Annotated in this window: 11 protein-coding genes; 7 read left to right on the top strand and 4 right to left on the bottom strand. The window is 56.1% G+C overall.

The window, feature by feature from the left end:
* Nucleotides 1-36: 36 nt before the first annotated feature.
* Entirely contained in the window at nucleotides 37-900 is an 864-nt protein-coding gene (locus HNQ64_RS05950) for an alpha/beta hydrolase (RefSeq protein WP_184206449.1), read from the bottom strand.
* A gap of 132 nt (nucleotides 901-1,032) precedes the next feature.
* Between HNQ64_RS05950 and HNQ64_RS05945 the strand changes: the two genes are divergently transcribed.
* The 7 genes from HNQ64_RS05945 to HNQ64_RS05915 all read left to right on the top strand — a co-directional run bounded on the left by HNQ64_RS05945 (nucleotide 1,033) and on the right by HNQ64_RS05915 (nucleotide 14,327).
* Nucleotides 1,033-3,519 carry a PVC-type heme-binding CxxCH protein gene (locus tag HNQ64_RS05945; protein WP_184206447.1) on the top strand — a complete coding sequence of 829 codons (2,487 nt, stop codon included), beginning with the start codon at nucleotides 1,033-1,035 and terminating at the stop codon, nucleotides 3,517-3,519.
* Nucleotides 3,520-3,590: 71 nt separating this feature from the next.
* Entirely contained in the window at nucleotides 3,591-5,801 is a 2,211-nt protein-coding gene (locus HNQ64_RS05940; protein ID WP_184206445.1) for a DUF1549 and DUF1553 domain-containing protein, read from the top strand.
* Nucleotides 5,802-5,806: 5 nt separating this feature from the next.
* Nucleotides 5,807-8,050, top strand: a complete 2,244-nt coding sequence (locus HNQ64_RS05935; protein WP_184206443.1) for a PPC domain-containing protein — start codon at nucleotides 5,807-5,809, stop codon at nucleotides 8,048-8,050.
* Between the two features lie 11 nt (nucleotides 8,051-8,061).
* Entirely contained in the window at nucleotides 8,062-10,353 is a 2,292-nt protein-coding gene (locus HNQ64_RS05930) for a c-type cytochrome domain-containing protein (RefSeq protein ID WP_221305356.1), read from the top strand.
* 74 nt (nucleotides 10,354-10,427) lie between these two features.
* Nucleotides 10,428-11,852, top strand: coding sequence for a DUF1501 domain-containing protein (locus HNQ64_RS05925; RefSeq protein ID WP_184206439.1), 1,425 nt, complete (start codon nucleotides 10,428-10,430; stop codon nucleotides 11,850-11,852).
* Between the two features lie 54 nt (nucleotides 11,853-11,906).
* Nucleotides 11,907-12,845, top strand: a complete 939-nt coding sequence (locus HNQ64_RS05920) for a GNAT family N-acetyltransferase (RefSeq protein ID WP_184206437.1) — start codon at nucleotides 11,907-11,909, stop codon at nucleotides 12,843-12,845.
* Between the two features lie 51 nt (nucleotides 12,846-12,896).
* Nucleotides 12,897-14,327 carry a neutral/alkaline non-lysosomal ceramidase N-terminal domain-containing protein gene (locus tag HNQ64_RS05915; RefSeq protein WP_184206435.1) on the top strand — a complete coding sequence of 477 codons (1,431 nt, stop codon included), beginning with the start codon at nucleotides 12,897-12,899 and terminating at the stop codon, nucleotides 14,325-14,327.
* Between the two features lie 5 nt (nucleotides 14,328-14,332).
* Here the strand turns inward: HNQ64_RS05915 and HNQ64_RS05910 are convergent, their stop codons facing one another.
* The 3 genes from HNQ64_RS05910 to HNQ64_RS05900 are packed head-to-tail and all read right to left on the bottom strand — an operon-like array spanning nucleotide 14,333 to nucleotide 18,946.
* On the bottom strand, nucleotides 14,333-14,842 hold the full coding sequence (locus HNQ64_RS05910) for an MOSC domain-containing protein (protein ID WP_184206425.1): 510 nt from the start codon (nucleotides 14,840-14,842) through the stop codon (nucleotides 14,333-14,335).
* The gene (locus HNQ64_RS05905) at nucleotides 14,839-16,290 is read right to left on the bottom strand and encodes a DUF1501 domain-containing protein (RefSeq protein WP_184206423.1); all 1,452 of its coding nucleotides are present in this window, start codon (nucleotides 16,288-16,290) and stop codon (nucleotides 14,839-14,841) included. The genes HNQ64_RS05910 and HNQ64_RS05905 overlap by 4 nt, the downstream gene beginning before the upstream one ends.
* Nucleotides 16,280-18,946, bottom strand: coding sequence for a PSD1 and planctomycete cytochrome C domain-containing protein (locus HNQ64_RS05900; protein ID WP_184206421.1), 2,667 nt, complete (start codon nucleotides 18,944-18,946; stop codon nucleotides 16,280-16,282). Before HNQ64_RS05900 ends, HNQ64_RS05905 begins: the two co-directional genes overlap by 11 nt.
* Nucleotides 18,947-18,976 lie beyond the last annotated feature (30 nt).

Here is an 18,976-nt window from a genome sequence, read left to right as displayed (position 1 = left end):
TCGCATCTGAGCGTGAACAGCCCCGCCTGCAAGCAGTCACTTCACCTGGGGTTTTAGATGCTTATCAAAAAAGGCGAGAACCAGAGGCCGAAGATCCTTCTCCTTCGGCTGAAGATGAAAGGTATGCGGCGCACCCGGGATGATCTCCAAGTGATGCTCAATGCCATGGGACGCCAGCACCTGGGCAAACTTCTCCGACTGACTCACATCCACCGTCGTATCTGCCGTCCCGTGGAGAATGAGAAAGGGAGGATCGTTTTTATCCAAGTAGGTCGGCACGGAAAATTGCTTGTAGAGCTCAGGCTTGGCCGTGCGGCTGCCACGCAGGGCAGCGACATCCTTCCAGGCCATCACGTCCACAGGCCCGTATAGATCCACCACGCAGCTCACGCGGCAGCTTTGGTCACCGTAGGGTCCGGTGGGGTCTAGCCCATCTTTGGCCTGCGTCACCCCCACCATGCTGGCCAGATGACCGCCAGCAGAACCACCGATCACCCCGATGTGATTCACATCCAAGTGCAGCCGCTCTGCATTCGCGCGCATCCAGCGCACCGCCGTTTTGCAGTCGTGCAGATTCTGCGGCCAGCAGGCTTGTTCACTTGCCGCATTGTGAAGCAGATAATCAATGCTGAGACATACATAGCCCTGCGCAGCCAAGGTGGTGCCAATATTGATCTCTCGAGCCGCATCCTTGACGCCTCCCGTCCAGCCGCCTCCATGGATGATCAGGACCCCAGGATGCTTTTTGCCATCCTCCACAGGCAGGTAGAGGTCTGCCTTTTCTGCACGCTCTTTGGGCAAGTATTGGATGTTCTTTTCGATCCTCACCGAGGTTGGTTCCGCAGCCAATGGAGAGAGGCTCGAGGCAAAACTCAAAAAGAACAACAGGCGAGAAAGCATAACTAAGCAATACGGTTTCAGAGCATCTCACGATTCCGTTCTAAAGCGGCCTTTGCACATGTTTCTGTGACCACTTCACAGCATCTGCATTTTGTCGTTTAGAAGAGGCTAAACTCCCTGCGTATATGGCACATGCTGCGCCTGTCACTTGTCTGTCTTATCATCATTCAGTCCACTTTGTGGGCGGTGGAGGCACCAAAGATGCCCATCGTCCCAGCCGAAATTCCGCCGCAGATTGAGATCTTGCAGCCTGGGGTCAAGCTTACCTTGATCGCCGAGCACCCCCAACTGGTCACACCGACGGGCATTGATGTGGATGCCCAAGGGCAAATCTGGCTCATCGCCTGCCACACCCATTTTCGTCCAGAAGGCTACACGGGGCCCGCCCATGACGAGATCCTCGTCTTGGATGCTCAGGGAAAAAACAGACGCGTCTTTTACAACAAGACCCGATCCACGATGAACCTTCAGTTAGGTCGATATGGGTGGGTTTATCTGGCCGAAAGATCTCGCATCCTTCGCGTGAAGGATACCGATGGGGATGGAGTGGGAGATATGGAAGAGAATATTGCCACGCTGGACACCGTCTCTGATTACCCACACAATGGCCTTAGTGGCATGGCCTGGGACCCAGATGGAGGGCTCGTTTTTGCCCTGGGCGAAAACTTCGGCAAAGACTGGACTCTCACCGCCCACGATGGATCCAAGGTGAGCGGACGAGGCGAAGGAGGCATTTTCCGCTGTACCCCAGAGGGGAATATGATGCGCCGCATCGCCCGTGGTTTTTGGAATCCCTTCGGCCTCCTCGTGCGCAAAGATGGCGAAATCTTTGCCGCTGAAAATGATCCCGGCAGCCGCCCTCCGTGCCGCCTGCTCCACATCGTGGAGGGGGCAGACTACGGCTTTCAGTGGGTGTATGGCAGTGCCCCGGTGCATCCCTTTGTGGCTTGGAATGGTGAACTGCGTGGCACACTCGGCATGGTGCATCCCTGCGGTGAAGGCCCCTGTGCCGTCAAGGAGCTGGGAGGCGGTGTCCTTATACCATCGTGGAGCAATCACTGCGTGGACTACTTCCCGCTCACTCGCCACGGGGCTGGCTACACGTCCCAACGCATCGAGCTGCTGCGCGGCAGTGACTTCTTCCGCCCCGTCTGTATGGCCCAGGTGCCTGATGGCAACTTTTACCTGACGGATTGGGTCTTCAGTTCCTACCCCATTCATGCACGTGGCCGCCTTTGGAAATTGGAGATTGATCCCGTCAAAGCATCCTGGATGAAACCAGCTGCCGAAGCACCCAATGCGGCCTCACAACTCGCCCAAGGTCTGCGCAGCGGAAAGGTGAAACTACCTGTGCCAGAGCTGCTGAGTCACGCCCGTGGAAAGGATGCCTATCTCTCCGATGCGGCTTTGAGCGCACTAGCCCGTGAAGAATGGACACCGGAAACGCTCCAGGCCTTACCCACGTCCGACCGTGTCTGGGTTCTGGTATCACTGCGGCGCACGGAAATGGCGGAAGAAAAATGGGTGCGTTCGTTGTTAGGCAATTCAGATCCCGAAATTCGTTTTGAGTGCCTGCGCTGGATTGCGGATGCAGTGCTCACCAGCTTCACGCCTGAGGTAGAAAAAATGCTGACGGATCCCACCCTGGACTACCGCCTCTTTGAAGCCACGCTAGCCACCTGGAATACCCTCCGTGGTGAACCGGGCGCAGGAGTTACCAACCCCGAAGTCCTCGTGGGGCGCATCCTGGATACCACCACGCCCGCAAAGATCAAAGGGTATGCGCTACGCCTCGCACCCGTGACAGACAAGCGACTGACCGTTCCATTGTTGCACAGCCTTGTGAGCCAGAACAACGACGTCTTATCACTAGAAGTGGTGCGCACCTTGGCCGCGAAGACCACAGAGGAAGCAAGAGAACTTCTAGCAGATATCGCCCAGAATGAAAAGAATCCCGCCAGTTTGCGCACAGAGGCCATTCAGGGCCTAGCCACCTCGGCCCAGCCTGCCCACCGAAGCTTGCTTGTGCTCCTTTCTAGCCATGCTGAGCCTAGCATTTCGAGAGAAGCTCACCGGGCGCTGCGCTTCACGCCAGAGGACAAAAGCTTCATCCTCAATCCGCAACGTCCCTCCTTTGACGATACGTCCGCGTGGCTACGCCTGCTGGATTCTCTTCCTGGCGAAGCGGACACGGAAAATGGACGTCGGCTTTTCTTCCACCCGAAGGTTGCGCTCTGCGCCAACTGCCATCGCCACAGTGGTCGTGGGAATGTGGTAGGGCCAGACCTCAGCCTAGTTTCTCGGCAAGGTGACCGTGCCGCCATCCTGAGCAGCATCCTGCAACCTCATCGTGAAGTAGCTCCCCAATTTTACCCGACTCAACTAAAGCTGACCGATGGGACAGACTTCATCGGTATCCTTCTCCGCTCCTCTAACACGGAAGTCTATCGAGATCTCAATGGCAAAGAACGCACTTTTCAAAAGGCAGACATCGTCAGCCGTCAGGAGCTCAAAACATCCCTCATGCCAGCGGGTCTCGTGGCCTCAGTCACGGATTCCGAATTGCGCGATTTGCTCGCTTTTCTAACCAAATCTTCGACTGAGTCCACCGCTCCCTAAGAGCGGCTTTATCCTGGCAATCTCGACATCTCGCTAAAGATCCTCAGTCGATCCACCGTAGCTCTTTCCTCATGCAGTCTCAAGTCCGATTCATCGCCTGGATGACCTTCCTTTTCGCGAGTGCGAGCCAAGGAGCCAACTCTCCCAGCCCGCTCAACTTCATCAACGATATTCAGCCCATCTTGACGAAGGCTGATTGCAATACTGGTGGCTGCCATGCCAAGGCAGGCATGGGGCAGCGAGGATTCCGTCTGTCCCTACTGGGTTTTGAACCTGAAGAGGATTACGAGCACATCGTCAAAGAAAGCAAAGGCCGCCGCGTCTTCCCACCCGCGCCTGAGCAAAGCCTATTGGTGATGAAAGCCGCCAACATCGTGCCTCATGGTGGCGGAAAGAAATTAGAGCCTAACTCAGAAGAGTATAAAACTCTGGTGCGCTGGATCAGTGAGGGCATGCCCTACGCGCAGCCTACAGACCCAAAGATCACCCACATCGAAGTGCAGCCGAAACGCCTCTCGATGAAAGTGCACACTGGCCAGCAACTGAAAGTCACCGCCCGTTACTCCGATGGCAGCACGCGCGATGTCACCCACATGGCACTCTATGAGGCCAATGACAAAAGCATGGCAGAGACAGACCATCACGGACACGTCAAAACTCTGGACATCCCCGGCAATGTGGCGGTGATGGTGCGCTACTCTGGACTCGTCTCCGTCTTCAGTGTTTCCATACCTCTCGGAGCACCGGTGGAGACTTTGCCACCCGAGAAGAACTTCATTGACCGTCATGTCTTTGCCAATCTGAAGCAGATCGGCGTTCCTCCTTCTGCGCTTTGTGATGACTCCACCTTCCTACGCCGTGTCTCTCTGGACATTGCGGGTCGGCTGCCAACGCTTGAAGAGACTAAGACCTTTCTCAGCAGCAAGGAAGTCAACAAACGGGACCTCCTCATCGAATCCCTGCTCAGCAGTCCTGACTACGCAGACTTCTTTGCCAACAAATGGACAGCCATGCTAAAAAACAAACGCGATGATGTGGCCGACATCACCGCCAACTTTGCTTTCCATGCGTGGATGCGTGACAGCCTCCTGGCGAACAAAAAGTATGACGAGATCGTTCGCCAGATCCTTGCCTCCACAGGCACCATTGTTTCGAATCCGCCGGTGGCCTGGTACAAACGGGTCAAGGAACCCACCCAACAGTTGGAAGACGTGGCCCAGCTCTTTCTAGGCGTGCGCATGCAGTGCGCTCAGTGCCACCACCACCCGTTTGAGCGCTGGAGCCAGCACGACTACTACAGTCTCTCCGCCTTCTTTAGCCAAGTGGGACGCAAGCCAACAGCCATCGCGGGCGAAGACCTCATTTTCCATAAACGCGGCATCGCACAGACCGAGAATAAAAAGACTCGTCAGCCGGTAAAACCTGCCGCCCTCGGTAGCGATACCCTCGATATTCCAGCGGATGAAGATCCACGTCTGAAGCTAGCCGATTGGATGAGCCAGCCGTCCAATCCGTTTTTTGCCAAGTCTCTCACCAACCGTTATTGGAAGCACTTTTTCAAACGCGGCCTGGTCGAACCAGAAGACGATATTCGAGACACCAATCCAGCGACCAATCCTGAGCTGCTCGATGCCCTAGCCAAACATTTTATCGAGAGTGGCTTCGACCTCAAGTCAGTCGTGCGAGTCATCACCCAAAGTCACACCTACCAGCTCTCGGCCATGCCTAATGAACACAATGCGGTAGATCGCCAAAACTTCTCCCACTACTACCCCAAACGCATGCAGGCCGAAGTATTGCTGGATGCCATGGACCTCATCACAGGAGCCAAGTCCGACTTTGCTGACCTACCTCCTGGTACCCGTGCCATTTCCCTGCCAGACAACAGCTACAACCGCGCATCTGCTTTTCTCAAAGTCTTTGGCCGTCCCGAAGGGGCCAGCGTGTGTGAATGCGAGCGCTTGCAATCTGCGAGTCTGGCTCAGAGCCTGCACCTGATGAATGCATCAGATGTTAAGGCCAAACTGGTCACGAACAATGGGCGCGCGGATACGCTTTCAAAAGCCGAAATGCCGGAGCCCAAACGAATTCGCGAGCTCTACCTCGCTGCCTTTTCCCGGGAGCCCACAGCGGATGAAGTACGCATTGCTGAAAGCCACCTCATCAAGCCTCGTGCCGATGCCCAAGGCAAAGCCCTGGACTCCCTAAGAGCACGCCGACAGGGGTATGAAGACCTCATCTGGGCACTGCTGAATACCAAAGAGTTTCTCTACAATCACTAACCGCCATGCTTTTCAAAAAATCCTTTTCAGCGGCCGTCGCCACCCTTGGTCTCGCTGTGGCCAGCACCGGCGTAGCTCAGCAAGTTACCCTTCCCTTACCACACCTGCTCACCCTCATGCCGATGGGGGGACAAGCAGGCAGCCAGACGGAGGTGACTTTAAGCTGTGAGTCGGTGGAAGACATCAGCGCCCTCCTTTTCTCTCATCCCAAAATCACGGCACAGCCAATCACAGGCCTAGACGGAAAGGTTAGCCCTAACCAATTTAAAGTCAGCATCGCAGCGGATGTTCCACTTGGTGTGTATGATGCGCGGGTCCTCTCCCGTCTTGGCGTCTCCTCCGTCCGCGCCTTCTCCGTTAGCCAACTGCCAGAGATCACCCGCAGCAAGCCTAACAACACTCTCGAAACCGCGCTACCCCTCCCCGCGAACTCGATCTGCAATGCCACGATGACGAAACGTGCTGTGGATTTTTATGCCTTTGATGGCAAAAAAGGACAACGAATCGCCGTGGACTGCGCGGCTATCGGCATTGATTCTCGGCTGACTCCCGTGGTGATTTTGGCAGATGCCCAGGGCCGTGATCTCATGGTCAATCGCACGGGGGGAGTTCTGGACTTCACCCCGCCTGAGAATGGACGTTACCACATCAAGGTGAGTGATCTTACCTTCCAAGGAGGCGAACGACATTTCTATCGGCTCGCCCTCCAGGAAGTGCCCCAAGGCGCTCCTACCCCGCGTCAGCCTCAGACCCAAACCGTGAGTGCCATGTCCTGGCCACCCGTGAATCTAGCCCCTACGGCGGCGGCAAAGGAGACTGAGCCTAACAATCAAGCTGTTCAAGCCCAAAAGATCACACTCCCCTGCGACATCGCGGGCAGCTTTTTCCCTGCGGCTGATGTGGACACCTTTGAATTCACTGCCAAAAAAGGCGAAGTCTGGTGGGTGGAGGTAGCGTCTGAACGGCTCGGCTTAAACACAGATCCCTTTATCTTGGTGCAGCAGGTGACCCAAAAGGCAGGCAAGGAAACCCTCACCGATGTGGCTGAGCTTTATGACATCGCCCCCCCGATGAAAGTTTCTACCAATGGTTATTCCTACGATGGACCACCGTATGATGCAGGGTCGCCAGATGTGAATGGCAAATTTGAGATCAAAGAGGATGGCACTTATCGCCTGCAGGTGCGTGATCTCTTTGGCGGGACACGCAATGAGGCAGGCAATATTTACCGCCTCATCGTACGGCAGGCCACGCCAGATTTTTCACTCGCCGCCTGGGCGGTGCACATGACTTTGCGCAATGGCGACCGCTCAGCGCTATCCAAACCCATGGCCCTTCGCGCAGGTGAATCCCGTGCCTTTGAGGTTGTGGTTCAGCGGCGAGATGGCTTCGATGGGGAGATCCACATCGGCATGGATAAACTGCCCGCAGGTGTGACTGCGGAAGGTCTCAAAATTGCCAAAGGCAAGTCCGTAGGACATCTCATCCTCAGTGCCTCTCATGAGGCGAAACCCGGCTTTACCATCGCTAACCTCTTCGGTCGGGCCACCTTGAATGGCCAGGAAGTCACTCGTCCCTGCCGCGTTGCCAGTATGGAATGGCCCGTGAAAGATGCGAAAGGCGAAATCCCAGCCCCGCGCCTGATGGCAGATATTCCGGTCTCGGTGACGGACTCTGAACACGCCCCCATCACCCTCGAAACGGCAGAAGACAAGGTGTGGGAAGCCAAGGTGGGCGAGACGCTAAAAATCCCGCTGAAGGTCACTTGGCACAACGAATTCACGGGCACCTCCCTCAAGTTGAAAGCCTATGGAGATGGCCTCACCACACTCAAAGAAGTGGATATTCCAGTTAAAGCTACCACTGCGGAACTGACCTTGGATTTAGCTGCGCTGAAAATAGTCCCGGGCGACTACACCTTCGCCCTTTATGGAAGTGGGGTAAGCAAGTACCGATACAATCCCGCCGCAGTGCCCTTGGTGGAAGCCGAGCAAAAAAAAGCTGAACTATTGGCCACCACGGCCGCAGCCGAGGCTAAAAAACTAGCCGCGACCGATGCCCAGGCCGCCAAAGTCGCCGCAGAAAAGCAGAAGCAGGCCGAGGCCCTGATGGCAGATGCTGTGAAGCGCATGAAATCCGTCAGCGCAGTCGCTGAACCCAAAGACACGGTGGACATCATCGTCTCTCGGCCCATCCGCCTGTCGGTCAAGGCCGCCGCAGGGGTCGCTATTTCCACCGCTAAACCGTAACGCCTATGTCTGTGAAGTTGCTTCCCCTCCTCATGCTCGCAGCAGCCTCTCACGGCATGTCCGCAGAGCTGGACTTTTATCAAGACATCTATCCTTTTCTCAAAGCCAACTGCATCTCCTGTCATAACAAGACCACCACGAAGGCGGACCTGGACATGGAGACTCCTGAGATGATGAAAAAGGGCGGCGAGTCCGGTCCCAGCATCCTTCCAGGCAAAGGCGCCGAAAGCCTCCTCGTCCTCGCCTCTCTGCATCAAAACGATCTGGAGATGCCTCCAGCTAACAATAAGTCTGGAGCCGTCAACCTCACCCCCAAAGAAGTGGCGCTGCTGACTCAGTGGATCAATGAAGGAGCGAAGAGTTCCACCCAGCAACAACGCACCGTCTCCTGGCAGCCACTGGCCGCAGGCGTACACCCGATCTACAGTGTGGCCGTGAGCCAAGACGGACGCTATGCCGCCTGCGGCAGGTCTAACCAGATTTTCGTTTACGACCTAGCAACTCGCCAGTTCATCACTCAGATCACCGACCCGAGTTTAAAAGACGGCACGGCCCATCGTGCCATGGTGCAGTCTCTAGCCTTCAGCGCAGATGGCACGCGCTTAGCCAGCGGCAGTTTCAGAGAAGTCAAAATCTGGCATCTGGCTCCTATTCCCACTACACCCCTCCCGGCCCAAGCGGCACAACCCATCAATGCCGCCCTTCTCAAAAAACTGGCAGAAGCAGCCAAAACCACCTTCACGTGTCACACAGCCACAGCTGATGGAAAACAGATCGTCACGGGCTGTGCAGACGGTTCGGTGCGTGTCTGGGATGCTACAACAGCAAAGCCTGTGATGGAACTTCGTGGCACTGTTGCCCTCGCCAAGAAAACAGCCGAGCTGAATTGGGCGATCGCTGCGCAAGGCCTAGAACAATCTTTCTACAAAGCTGAAACCACCAAGACCGAGGCGCAAAATAAAGCCTTGGATGAGCTTCTCAAAAAAGCCAATGAAGCCATCGTTTCCATGAAGAAAGTGCTGCCTGAAAAGCAGAAAGCTCTCAAGCCAGCCACAGACGCGAAAGCAGCGGCCCAAAAAAGTGTGGATGACATCCAGGCCCAAATAGCCGCCCTTCCTGAAGGCAAGGCAGATACTGTCCATGCAAAACAGCTCAAGGATGCTCAAGAAAAACTGATCACGGCCACCACCGCAGAAACCTCGGCTCTCTCAGCCATTTCCGCTGCTGAAAGCAATGTGAAAGATGCCGAAGAAGAAGTGCAGCGCATCACCACTTCCAAAAGTAAAAATGCCACTGCATTAACCGACGCCAATAGGGCCATCGAAACTTCCAAAAAGATCCAGGACAAAGCCTCCGCTGAGCTCGCCGCCCTGAAGCAAGTCAAGAGCACTGCCAAGCCCCTGACTCTAGCTTTTTCGTCAGATAACCAGCGAGTCGCGGCCTTGTTTGATGACCGCACTCTGCGTGTCTGGGCCGTTGCCTCTGGGCAACCTTTAGCGGAAGACGCGGCACCAAGTTCCCCCGCCACTACACTGGTGCAGGCTGCCGACGGATCCTTCATTGCCAGCCAAACGGTACAGATCCATGCAGGCGCCACACCGCGTTGGGCACTGGAGCGGACTCTGGGTGGCGACAAGTCCTCACAAGTCTTTGCAGATCGTGTCAATGCCCTGACCTTCAGTCCTGATGGCAAGACCTTAGCCACAGGTGGCGGGGAGTTGTCACGCTCTGGCGACATCCTGCTCTTCGATGTCTCCACGGGCCAATTGACACAGAGCTGGAAAGACCGCCACGAAGATGCAGTGCTCAGTCTCGACTTTTCTCCCGATGGCAAACACCTCGCTTCAGGAGCCTCGGACAAGATCGCCAAAGTCACGGAGGTGACTACGGGTAAACAGATGAACCTCTTTGAAGGCCACACGCATCACGTCATGAGCGTGGACTTCCGTGCCGATGGTCGCGTGCTGGCCACCGCAGGCGCAGATGGAGTGGTGATGACCTGGGACATGAACCTGGGCGAACGCAAAAAGAAGATCGAAGGCTGGACCAAAGAGGTGACCTCCCTTCAATACATCGGCGCGACCAATCAACTCATCACTGCTGCGGGAGACAATCTCGTGCGTGTGGTAACGGATGAAGGCGTGCAAGTGCGCTCGATTGCAAATTTGCCCAATTTCATGCAAGCCGCTGCCAGCACCCCGAGTGGTGCCTTGTTCATCGCAGGCGGTGAAGACAGCCTGCTACGCCTTTGGGATGGAGCCACTGGAAAAGAAATGGCCGCGTTTGGATCCAAAACGCCTTAAAGAACACCCCATCTTTTGGTTATTCCACGCCAGATAAGCCGATAAACCCCATCTCGCCTCTGCGTATTTTCTTCATGTCATCACTTCTTGAATCCCCCTCGATTATCCGCTGTGCCGGCCCTCAGTTTTCACGACGCGGATTCATGCAGATTGGCCTGACGGGCTTTGCTTCTTTAGGGTTGCCAGGCTTGATGCGTCTGCGTGCCGAAAATGCCCTGAAGCCCCAAAGCGAACGCACGGCCGTGATCATGGTGTGGCTTCCAGGGGGGCTTTCTCACGTGGATTCCTACGACCCCAAACCGGACATCGGTAGTGAGTATCGAGGCCCCTTTAAAACCATCAGCACCAAAGTGCCGGGCACCCAGTTTACCGAGCTGATGCCCATGCAGGCCAAGATTGCAGACAAGTTCACCGTTCTGCGTTCCATGAATCAAAAAGCAGGGGGCCATCCGGCAGGTTCCATGCAGATGCTCTCAGGGGATTCCGATGAACGGGACAAGCCCAAACCTCGCCTGCCGGACTGGATGTCTGTGGCGCATTACCTACGTTCTAAAAACAGCAAACGTGCGAATCCGCTGCCTAACTACATCGGTGTCAATCCACCGCTGGAGTACAATGGCCCCGCTTATTTGGGCGATGCTTATGCGCCCTTCGGCGTCAGTGATGATCCGAATCGGCCGAACTTCCAGGTGCCTAACATCGGCCTTTCCGATGACGCCGAAATGAAGCGGCTCAGTGACCGTGTGGTGCTGCGAAAAAATCTGGACAAGATGGAGCGCGCTTTTGACCGCGAGGGCGAATTGGGAGCTTTGGATGAATTTGAATCTCAAGCCGTCACCTTGCTCACCAATCCCCAGACACGCGATGCCTTTGACCTCAGCAAGGAGGATGCCCGCACTCGAGATCGTTATGGTCGCAATCGCTGGGGCCAGCAGCTTCTACTCGCCCGCCGTCTTGTGGAGTCGGGCGTGGAGATTGTCACCAGCAGCCTTAGCGGCCCTCTTTGCGGTCGAGTGAGCAATTGGGATGACCATGCGGTCAACCATCACCAATTTGAAGCCCTGCGTTTCCGCATGCCGAACTATGACCGAGCTGTCTCGGCCCTGATTGAAGACATCTACGCTCGCGGCCTGAGCAAACGGGTCCTCATCGTCGTCACGGGTGAGTTTGGTCGCACGCCCAAAATCAGCTTCGACCGTAGCACGGGCGCTGGGGATGCGAGCGCTCCCGCAGGCACCTTGCAGCCAGGACGCGACCACTGGCCACGCGCCTTTTCAAACATCTGGGCAGGTGGCAACATTCAGACCGGAGGCATCATCGGTGCCACCGACAAGCGGGGTGAAGACGTCATCGAACGGCCGTGTGGCCCTGGTGATTTCCTCGCCACCATTTACCATCATCTAGGCATTGATTCGTCCAAGGTCACCATCAATGATTTCAACGGACGTCCAACCCCCATCGTGGATCATGGCAAGCCCATCCCCGAATTGATCGCTTAATAGTTACGGGCCAGTTGCAGATGCGAACCTCCAGGGTTTGTTCAAGTTTTGATCATGTCACACACGCTTCAGTTTGGCCGATTGAGTGCAGCAGATCACGAAGCTGTCTCAGGTCTGCTTCATCGTTCCCTGGTGAAGTGGTATGAGAGCCGTCTGGGCCAAGGGGCCCGCTTTGGTGATAGCCCTGCCCCCTTCTTACTCTTTCCACAAGTTTACGAAGCTCTGGACCCAGGCGAAGCTATCACGGCACGCGATGAAGAAACCCAGGCCATTCTTGGAATCTGCTTCACGCATGAGCGTGAAACGCACCTCTCCATCGGCATCGTGGCCACTTCGCCAGAAGCCTCAGGAAAAGGCATTGCACGCCAGATGATGCAGGCCGCGTTGGACAAAGCCCAGCATCTCGGGAAGCCCGCCCGCCTTGTCTCCAGCTTGCTCAATCTGGATTCCTTCTCGCTCTACACACGCCTTGGTTTTATACCGGGCCCTATCTTTCAAGATGTGCAGTTTAATGTGCCTGAAACTGGCCTAACCATTCCAGTACCCGAGGGCCATGAGAGGGTGCGTCTCGCCGGTCCTGAAGACGTGAAACGCATCGCAGACTTTGAATTCATCACCCAAAGCATCCGGCGTGAAAAAGACTTCCATTTTTTCCTGCGCAATCAAGTGGGTGACTGGCGCGTCTTTGTGCAAGAAGATGCAGCGGGCAGTCTAACCGGATACATGGTTGTCAGCACGCATCCGTCATGCTGTATGATCGGCCCAGGTGCTGCGACCGATGAAGACGCCGCGACGGCTCTCATATGGCAGTCCCTGGAGACCCTACGAGGGAGAACCACCGTCATCCTAGTTCCTTGTCTAGCCGCTAGACTGGTCAAAACGCTCTACCGCTGGGGAGGCAGAAACGTGGAACTCCATGTCGCCCAGTCCACTGCCATTCCACCAAAGACCACAGGACTAGCCTTCCCCACATTTCTACCTGAATCCGCCTGAGGGAGCGTTCTTTGAAGTCGCCTCATTTTTAATTCCACGTTGTTCATGAATATGAGATGGATCATTCTAACCCTGAGTTTGCTCACGTTTTCCTGCACCGTTCAGGCTGCCGATAAATCAGGCCTCCAGGCCGGCGCGGCAGCGGTGGACATCACACCTCAGCAGTTTCCCATGAACATGCCAGGGGGCTTCAGCGCGAACATGGCGGAGAAAGCGCACGATCCCTTTCATGCTCGCGCAGTGGTATTGGCAGATGGCATCACACAGGTAGCCCTGGTGGTGGTGGACAATCTCGGGGCAGGCCCAGATGTGCTGGATGAAGTTAAAACCATCGCTTCAACGAAGACGGGGATCCCCGTGGATAAGATGCTCATCTGCTCCACCCACACTCACAGTGGTCCCTCCCTCAACATTCGCAGTGAGCCTGCCGCCGCATATTATCAAAAGTTTGTTCAAGGCACTGCCGATGCCATCATCCAGGCTCACGCCGCCCTCCAGCCCGCCGCAGCCGGAGCAGCGGCCCATCCTTTAGCGGACGAAGTTTTCAACCGCCGCTGGTATGTGAAGGATGGTAAAATGCCACTGAATCCCTTCGGCCGTCTGGATAAGGTCAAGACCAACCCAGGCACCAGCCCCGATGTGCTCGCACGCCCGGCCGGCCCCACCGATCCAGACATCACCGTCCTCTCGATCCAAGACTCCAAGCGCAAGGCTTTAGCCCTCTTTGCCAATTACTCCCTGCACTATGTGGGCGGCGCACCCCAGGGACAAATGTCGGCAGATTACTTTGGCGAATTTGCTCGCCTCATGCCTTCCCGCCTACGAACCGGTGAAGGCTTTGTGGCCATGATGTCCAACGGCACTTCTGGGGACATCAATAACATCCCTTTTGGAGTGACTCGCCCTCCACGCGAGCCCTTTGAGCAAATCCGCATTGTCGCTCAAAAGGCTGCCGATGCCGCTTGGCTCGCTCATCAAAAAATCGGAAAACACCGTTCCGATATCCGTCTGGGCATGCTGCAAAAAGAGGTCACACTCAAGTATCGTCGGCCCACGCCTCAACAAGTCGCCGAAGCTCAAGCGGTGCTGGCCGTGAAGGATAAAGATGCCATCGCCCAGCTCCCCCGCCTGGCCCAAAACTACGCCCGCAATGTCATCGGTGCCGCAGAACGTCCCGAGGAAACCCTCACGGTAAAAATCCAGGCCCTGCGCATCGGCGATTTTGCCATCTGCGGCATCCCGTTTGAGACCTTCGTCGAAATCGGGCTGGATCTGAAAAAGCGTAGCCCCTTTCCCCAAACGATGGTCATCGGCCTCGCCAATGCCCGCCATGGCTACCTTCCTACACTGGAACAGCACCCTCTTGGCGGTTATGAAACCTGGCTAGGCACCAATCAAGTTCAGGAAGATACTTCTACCATACTCACGGATCATTTACTGGAAATGCTCAACACCTTAAAGAGTGCTCCACCTAACCATTAATTCAATCAAGGCAAGCTTGGGCGGGGCTTGACTGACATGGTGATGATTTGGATTTCCATACCTACCTCCAGCAGACCACCTTCCAAGACTCTCATCCCGATGCCTGCTCCACGGCCTAGCGACTTAGTCATTCCAGGCACCGTCAGCCGCTGCAAATAATCACAAGGGGGTCTAGGGCGATGGTATTCCAAAAGCACATCCCCTAACCGCAAGCGCTGCCCTTCCAAAGATCTCAATGCGAGACCACGAGTCACTAGGTTCCGACGATGCTCACCGCCACTCATGAGAACCCCATCCTCCTGTGAAATACGGTCCAAAACCTCACCTTCAATCAAGCTCACCTCACAGTCATACCGCCCCGAATAATACCCAGTCCCCAGCGCATAGCGATCCCCCTCCAGCCCACGACCAGCCACGGCCAAAATGGAAGACACCCGCTGCATGGGTAGCCCCCGTGCAGGGGAGATAAACAGAGCCTCCAGAAACGGCCTCGTCCCCGCAGGCTCGTCACTCATGCCAGCAACTCCGTAACGACTCTGGCAGCAGGATTTTCTACCAGCACCTGTTCCGTTCCATTGCGCTTGTAGGTCAGCTTTTTCGGGTTCAGACCAAAGAGATGCAGAAGGGTGGCATGGTAGTCATAATGATTCACCACCTTCTCCACTGCGTGGTGGCCAAATTCATCGGTCGCACCGTGAGCGTAGCCCGCTTTGAATCCACCGCCAGCCACCCACATGCTAAAGCCATAGGTATTGTGGTCACGCCCGACCGTGGTGCGATCCTTCGCCCCCGCCCGGTTCTGGATCACCGGCAGACGCCCCATCTCCCCACCCCAGTGAACCACGGTGGAATCGAGAAGCCCGCGCTGTTTCAAATCCAGCACCAGAGCTGCCGCAGGCTGGTCCACCTGTTCGCAAGCCTTCGGCAAAGATGTCAGGATACTGCTGTGATGATCCCAGGTCTGGTTGCCCGTAAAGATGGAAACAAACCGCACCCCACGCTCCACCAAACGGCGGGCGATGAGGCAGCGCTTGCCGAACTCTTCTGTTGCCGGTTTGTCCAACCCGTAAAGCTTCTTGGTAGCCTCACTCTCATGAGTGATGTCCAGGGCCTCCTTTGCCGCCGTTTGCATGCGTGCGGCCAATTCAAAACTCTGAATGCGTGCCTCCAGGTCACTTTCACCTGGGCGTGAGTCCGCATGCTCGCGATTCAGTCGCTGGACGAAGTTTAGATAGCGAGACTGTGCTTCCCCCTTCAGCGACATGGGTGGATCCAGATTGAGAATGCGCGGCTCCTTGGAGCGCACGACCGTCCCCTGATACACGGAGGGCAGCCACCCATTGCTGAAGTTATCCACGCCCAGCACGGGCAAGCCACGCGGGTCCGTCAGGGCCACGTAGGCTGGCAGATCTTGGTTATCACTACCCAGGCCATAAGTGATCCAGCTTCCCACAGTTGGACGACCACCGACGACCTGGCCATTGAGCAGTGCATAGATGGACTGACCGTGATTGTTCACGCCTGTGTGCATGGAGCGGATGAGCGTCATCTCATCCGCAATGCTGCCCATGTAAGGGATGAGATCGCTCATCTCAATGCCGCTCTCCCCTCGAGGTTTGAACTTCCACTGCGGCCCCATCACCTCCCGGCTGGCACCGGCCGCATCATCGTATTTGATCTCACCCGGGAAGTCCTTGCCATCCAGCTTCATCAGCTCTGGCTTTGGCTCGAACATGTCAATGTGACTCGGCCCGCCCTGCATGAACATGGAGATCATCGCCTTTGCCTGACCAAAGCCATGCGCCGGCTTAGGCGTGAGGTCAAAATGCTGCGGCAGTCCACCTGCGAGTGCCGGGTTCGCAAGCAGGCCTTGGTCACGCAGCAAGGAAGCCACAGCGATGCCGCCAATGCCATAAGCATTGGATAAAAAGCTACGACGGGAAACAGAGGATTCAGTCCACATACAAAAATTCGTTGGAGCTCATCAAGGCATGGCAGAGAGCCGTAAGACCAAGCAACTCTGGGGCGGCATCGGTCTTTTCAGGCGCACCTGTCACGCGCTCCAGTTTGGCGGGGTGCGTTTTGTAATAAGCGGTCTGCTCTTTCACGAAGTCCACGGCACCCAATTGATCAGCCATGCTAGGAGAGCGTCCAAAGCTAAGCTGCCAGATGCGCTGAACCTGCTTTTCCAGATCGGCACCCACGTCTTTTTGCACACGCAGGGCAAAGTCCTGGGCGTGCTCGCGCATGTAGCCATTGTTCATCAGCAGCAGGCTCTGCGGGCTGACGGTGGTCACGGGACGGCTGGCGCAGTTGGCATCCGTCATGGCCGGGGCATCAAACGCGGCAAACATTTCCAGCGGCGTGCTACGTCGGGCCTGCACATAAATGCTGCGACGGTACTCCTCCCCATTCAGGGAAGTGTATTTACCTGTCTGGCGACCAGCGGTATCTCGCGTATCAATGCCGATGATGATCTGGCCCTCCTCACTAAAAGTCACTGGCACAGGCTCACCACCAAGCTTGGGATTCAACTTGCCCGAGACCGAGAGGAAAGAATCCCGCAGTGTCTCAGCTTCAAGACGCAGCACGTTCATGCGGCTGAGGAGGCGATTGTCTGGATCAATACGATCCCGCTCTGCATCCCGACGGGAAGACTGACGATAAGTCGTGCTGGTCAAAATGAGGCGATGCAGTTGCTTGAGGCTCCAGCCGCTGCTCATAAATTCACTGGCCAGCCAGTCCAGCAGTTCAGGGTGGCTTGGTTTCTCGCCTAACTGACCAAAGTCATCCGGCGTATTGACCAAGCCCTTTCCAAAGTGGCGTTTCCATACCTGGTTGACAATCACACGTGCCAGCAGCGGGTGCTTACCATCCGTCAATGATTGCGCAAAGGCCAGGCGGCGTCCAGTGGTCGGCACAGAGGCTGTTTTCTCCGGCACCTCAATCTGGCGCTGACCGGCGAGCACCGTGAGATCACCGGGCTGCACTTTTTCCTTGGGCTGCTCAATGTCGCCCCGGTTAAAGATAAACGTCGCAGGCACCAGCTCAGGCTTCATCGGCACCTCGTCAAAGGCGTGCAAAAATTCTTCTTTAGGCTTCTTAGCTCGCACAGCCGTGGCCTCATCAGTCATCTTCTTCAGCGTGTCCGCATGCTTGGTCTTGTAAGTGGTATCGTAAAGATACAGTGAGCCCGAGGTAAGCTGGTTAATGCGCGGCCAGGCTTTCAGCAGCTTCACCTGCTCCGGCGTACGCATCTTCACCACCGTGCGGTAGGCCACTCGCAAAGAATCGCGATCTTTCTCGGGCGCTTTGGCCAGTTCTTTCTCCAGCACCTCGGTGATGAACTCCTCAGCCTTCGCGAGACGCGCAGCATCCACTTTTTTGGCTTCGGCTTCTACCTTAGCGGCCTCGGCACGTTCTTCATCCGTCAAAAGGGAAACCAGCCGTCCATTCGGCACTTTCCAGCTCTTGGTATTGAAGCCCGGCTCAAACACCGCCCGCAGCCGATAATAGTCCGCCTGGGTAATGGGATCATAACGATGATCGTGGCACTGAGCGCAGCCGATGGTCATGCCATAAAAGGCCGTGCTGACGATTTTAATGGTGTCGGCGATGGTCGCATTCTGCGCTGCCTTATCATTCATCGCTCCGGTGCCATCGGCCGCCATGCGCAGAAAGCCCGTGGCTGTAATCTTCTCGATGGCCTCGGCATTCAGATTCTTGTGAGGCTGCGGCACCATCTCATCTCCAGCAAGCTGCTCCCGCACAAACTGATCGAACGGTTTGTCCTTATTCAAGGACTGGATGACGTAGTCTCGATACTTGAAGGCCCACTTGCGCTCCAGGTCCTTATCCGTGTAGCCGTCGCTGTCCGCATACCCGGCGATGTCCAGCCAGTGGCGGCCCCAGCGTTCACCATAAGCCGGGCGGGCCAGCAGGCGCTCAATGTGCGCCTCGTAGGCTTTGCGTGCTTCAGCACTGCCTTGGGCGGAGGCTTTGACAAAACTCTCCACCTCCTCAGGGGTCGGCGGCAGGCCCGTCAGGTCAAACGTGATGCGACGGATCAACGTCACGGCATCCGCCTCAGGCGAAAATGAAAGTTGGTTAGACGTGAGCTTATCACTCACGAAAGCATCAATCGAATTGGTGATCTTCCCGCCGGCCTTGATAGCAACTGGCACCGCTGGCTTGCGAATGGGTTGCAGCGACCACCACGCACGATCTTCATCGGTGAAGGCGTGTTCAGGCCCCAGCGCCAGAGGTTCTGGGCGAGCTGTTTTCGCTCCTTGAGCAATCCATTTTTCGATAAGGGCGATCTCCTTGTCCTTGAGTTTGGCCTTTCCTTTTGGCATCTCCCCTTCCCTCACCATCTTTAGCAGGTGACTTTCAGCCGCCTTCCCAGGCACAATGGCAGGCCCCTCCTTACCGCCTTTGAGAAGGAAGCGTGCGAGCCTAACGTCCAGCCCTCCCTTCATCTCGCCCTCTTCCCCATGGCAATGAAAGCACTGAGCTTTCAAAATAGGGCGAATGTGCTTTTCAAAAGTCACGGATTCATCCGCAGCCTGCGCTAGAGGAGCCAGTGCGGTGAGGAGGAGGGAAATGTGACGGAGATGCATGACGGTGAGACCACTGAGAAATACGGTCTT

The sequence above is a fragment of the Prosthecobacter dejongeii genome, assembly GCF_014203045.1.
Classification (GTDB): domain Bacteria; phylum Verrucomicrobiota; class Verrucomicrobiia; order Verrucomicrobiales; family Verrucomicrobiaceae; genus Prosthecobacter; species Prosthecobacter dejongeii.
This window is presented reverse-complemented; position numbering and strand designations above follow the sequence as displayed.

Coding starts and splice junctions, on each gene's coding strand:
- HNQ64_RS05950 (WP_184206449.1), bottom strand. CDS start 900: ATGCTTTCTCGCCTGTTGTTCTTTTTGAGTTTTGCCTCGAGCCTCTCT.
- HNQ64_RS05945 (WP_184206447.1), top strand. CDS start 1,033: ATGCTGCGCCTGTCACTTGTCTGTCTTATCATCATTCAGTCCACTTTG.
- HNQ64_RS05940 (WP_184206445.1), top strand. CDS start 3,591: ATGCAGTCTCAAGTCCGATTCATCGCCTGGATGACCTTCCTTTTCGCG.
- HNQ64_RS05935 (WP_184206443.1), top strand. CDS start 5,807: ATGCTTTTCAAAAAATCCTTTTCAGCGGCCGTCGCCACCCTTGGTCTC.
- HNQ64_RS05925 (WP_184206439.1), top strand. CDS start 10,428: ATGTCATCACTTCTTGAATCCCCCTCGATTATCCGCTGTGCCGGCCCT.
- HNQ64_RS05920 (WP_184206437.1), top strand. CDS start 11,907: ATGTCACACACGCTTCAGTTTGGCCGATTGAGTGCAGCAGATCACGAA.
- HNQ64_RS05915 (WP_184206435.1), top strand. CDS start 12,897: ATGAGATGGATCATTCTAACCCTGAGTTTGCTCACGTTTTCCTGCACC.
- HNQ64_RS05910 (WP_184206425.1), bottom strand. CDS start 14,842: ATGAGTGACGAGCCTGCGGGGACGAGGCCGTTTCTGGAGGCTCTGTTT.
- HNQ64_RS05905 (WP_184206423.1), bottom strand. CDS start 16,290: ATGTGGACTGAATCCTCTGTTTCCCGTCGTAGCTTTTTATCCAATGCT.
- HNQ64_RS05900 (WP_184206421.1), bottom strand. CDS start 18,946: ATGCATCTCCGTCACATTTCCCTCCTCCTCACCGCACTGGCTCCTCTA.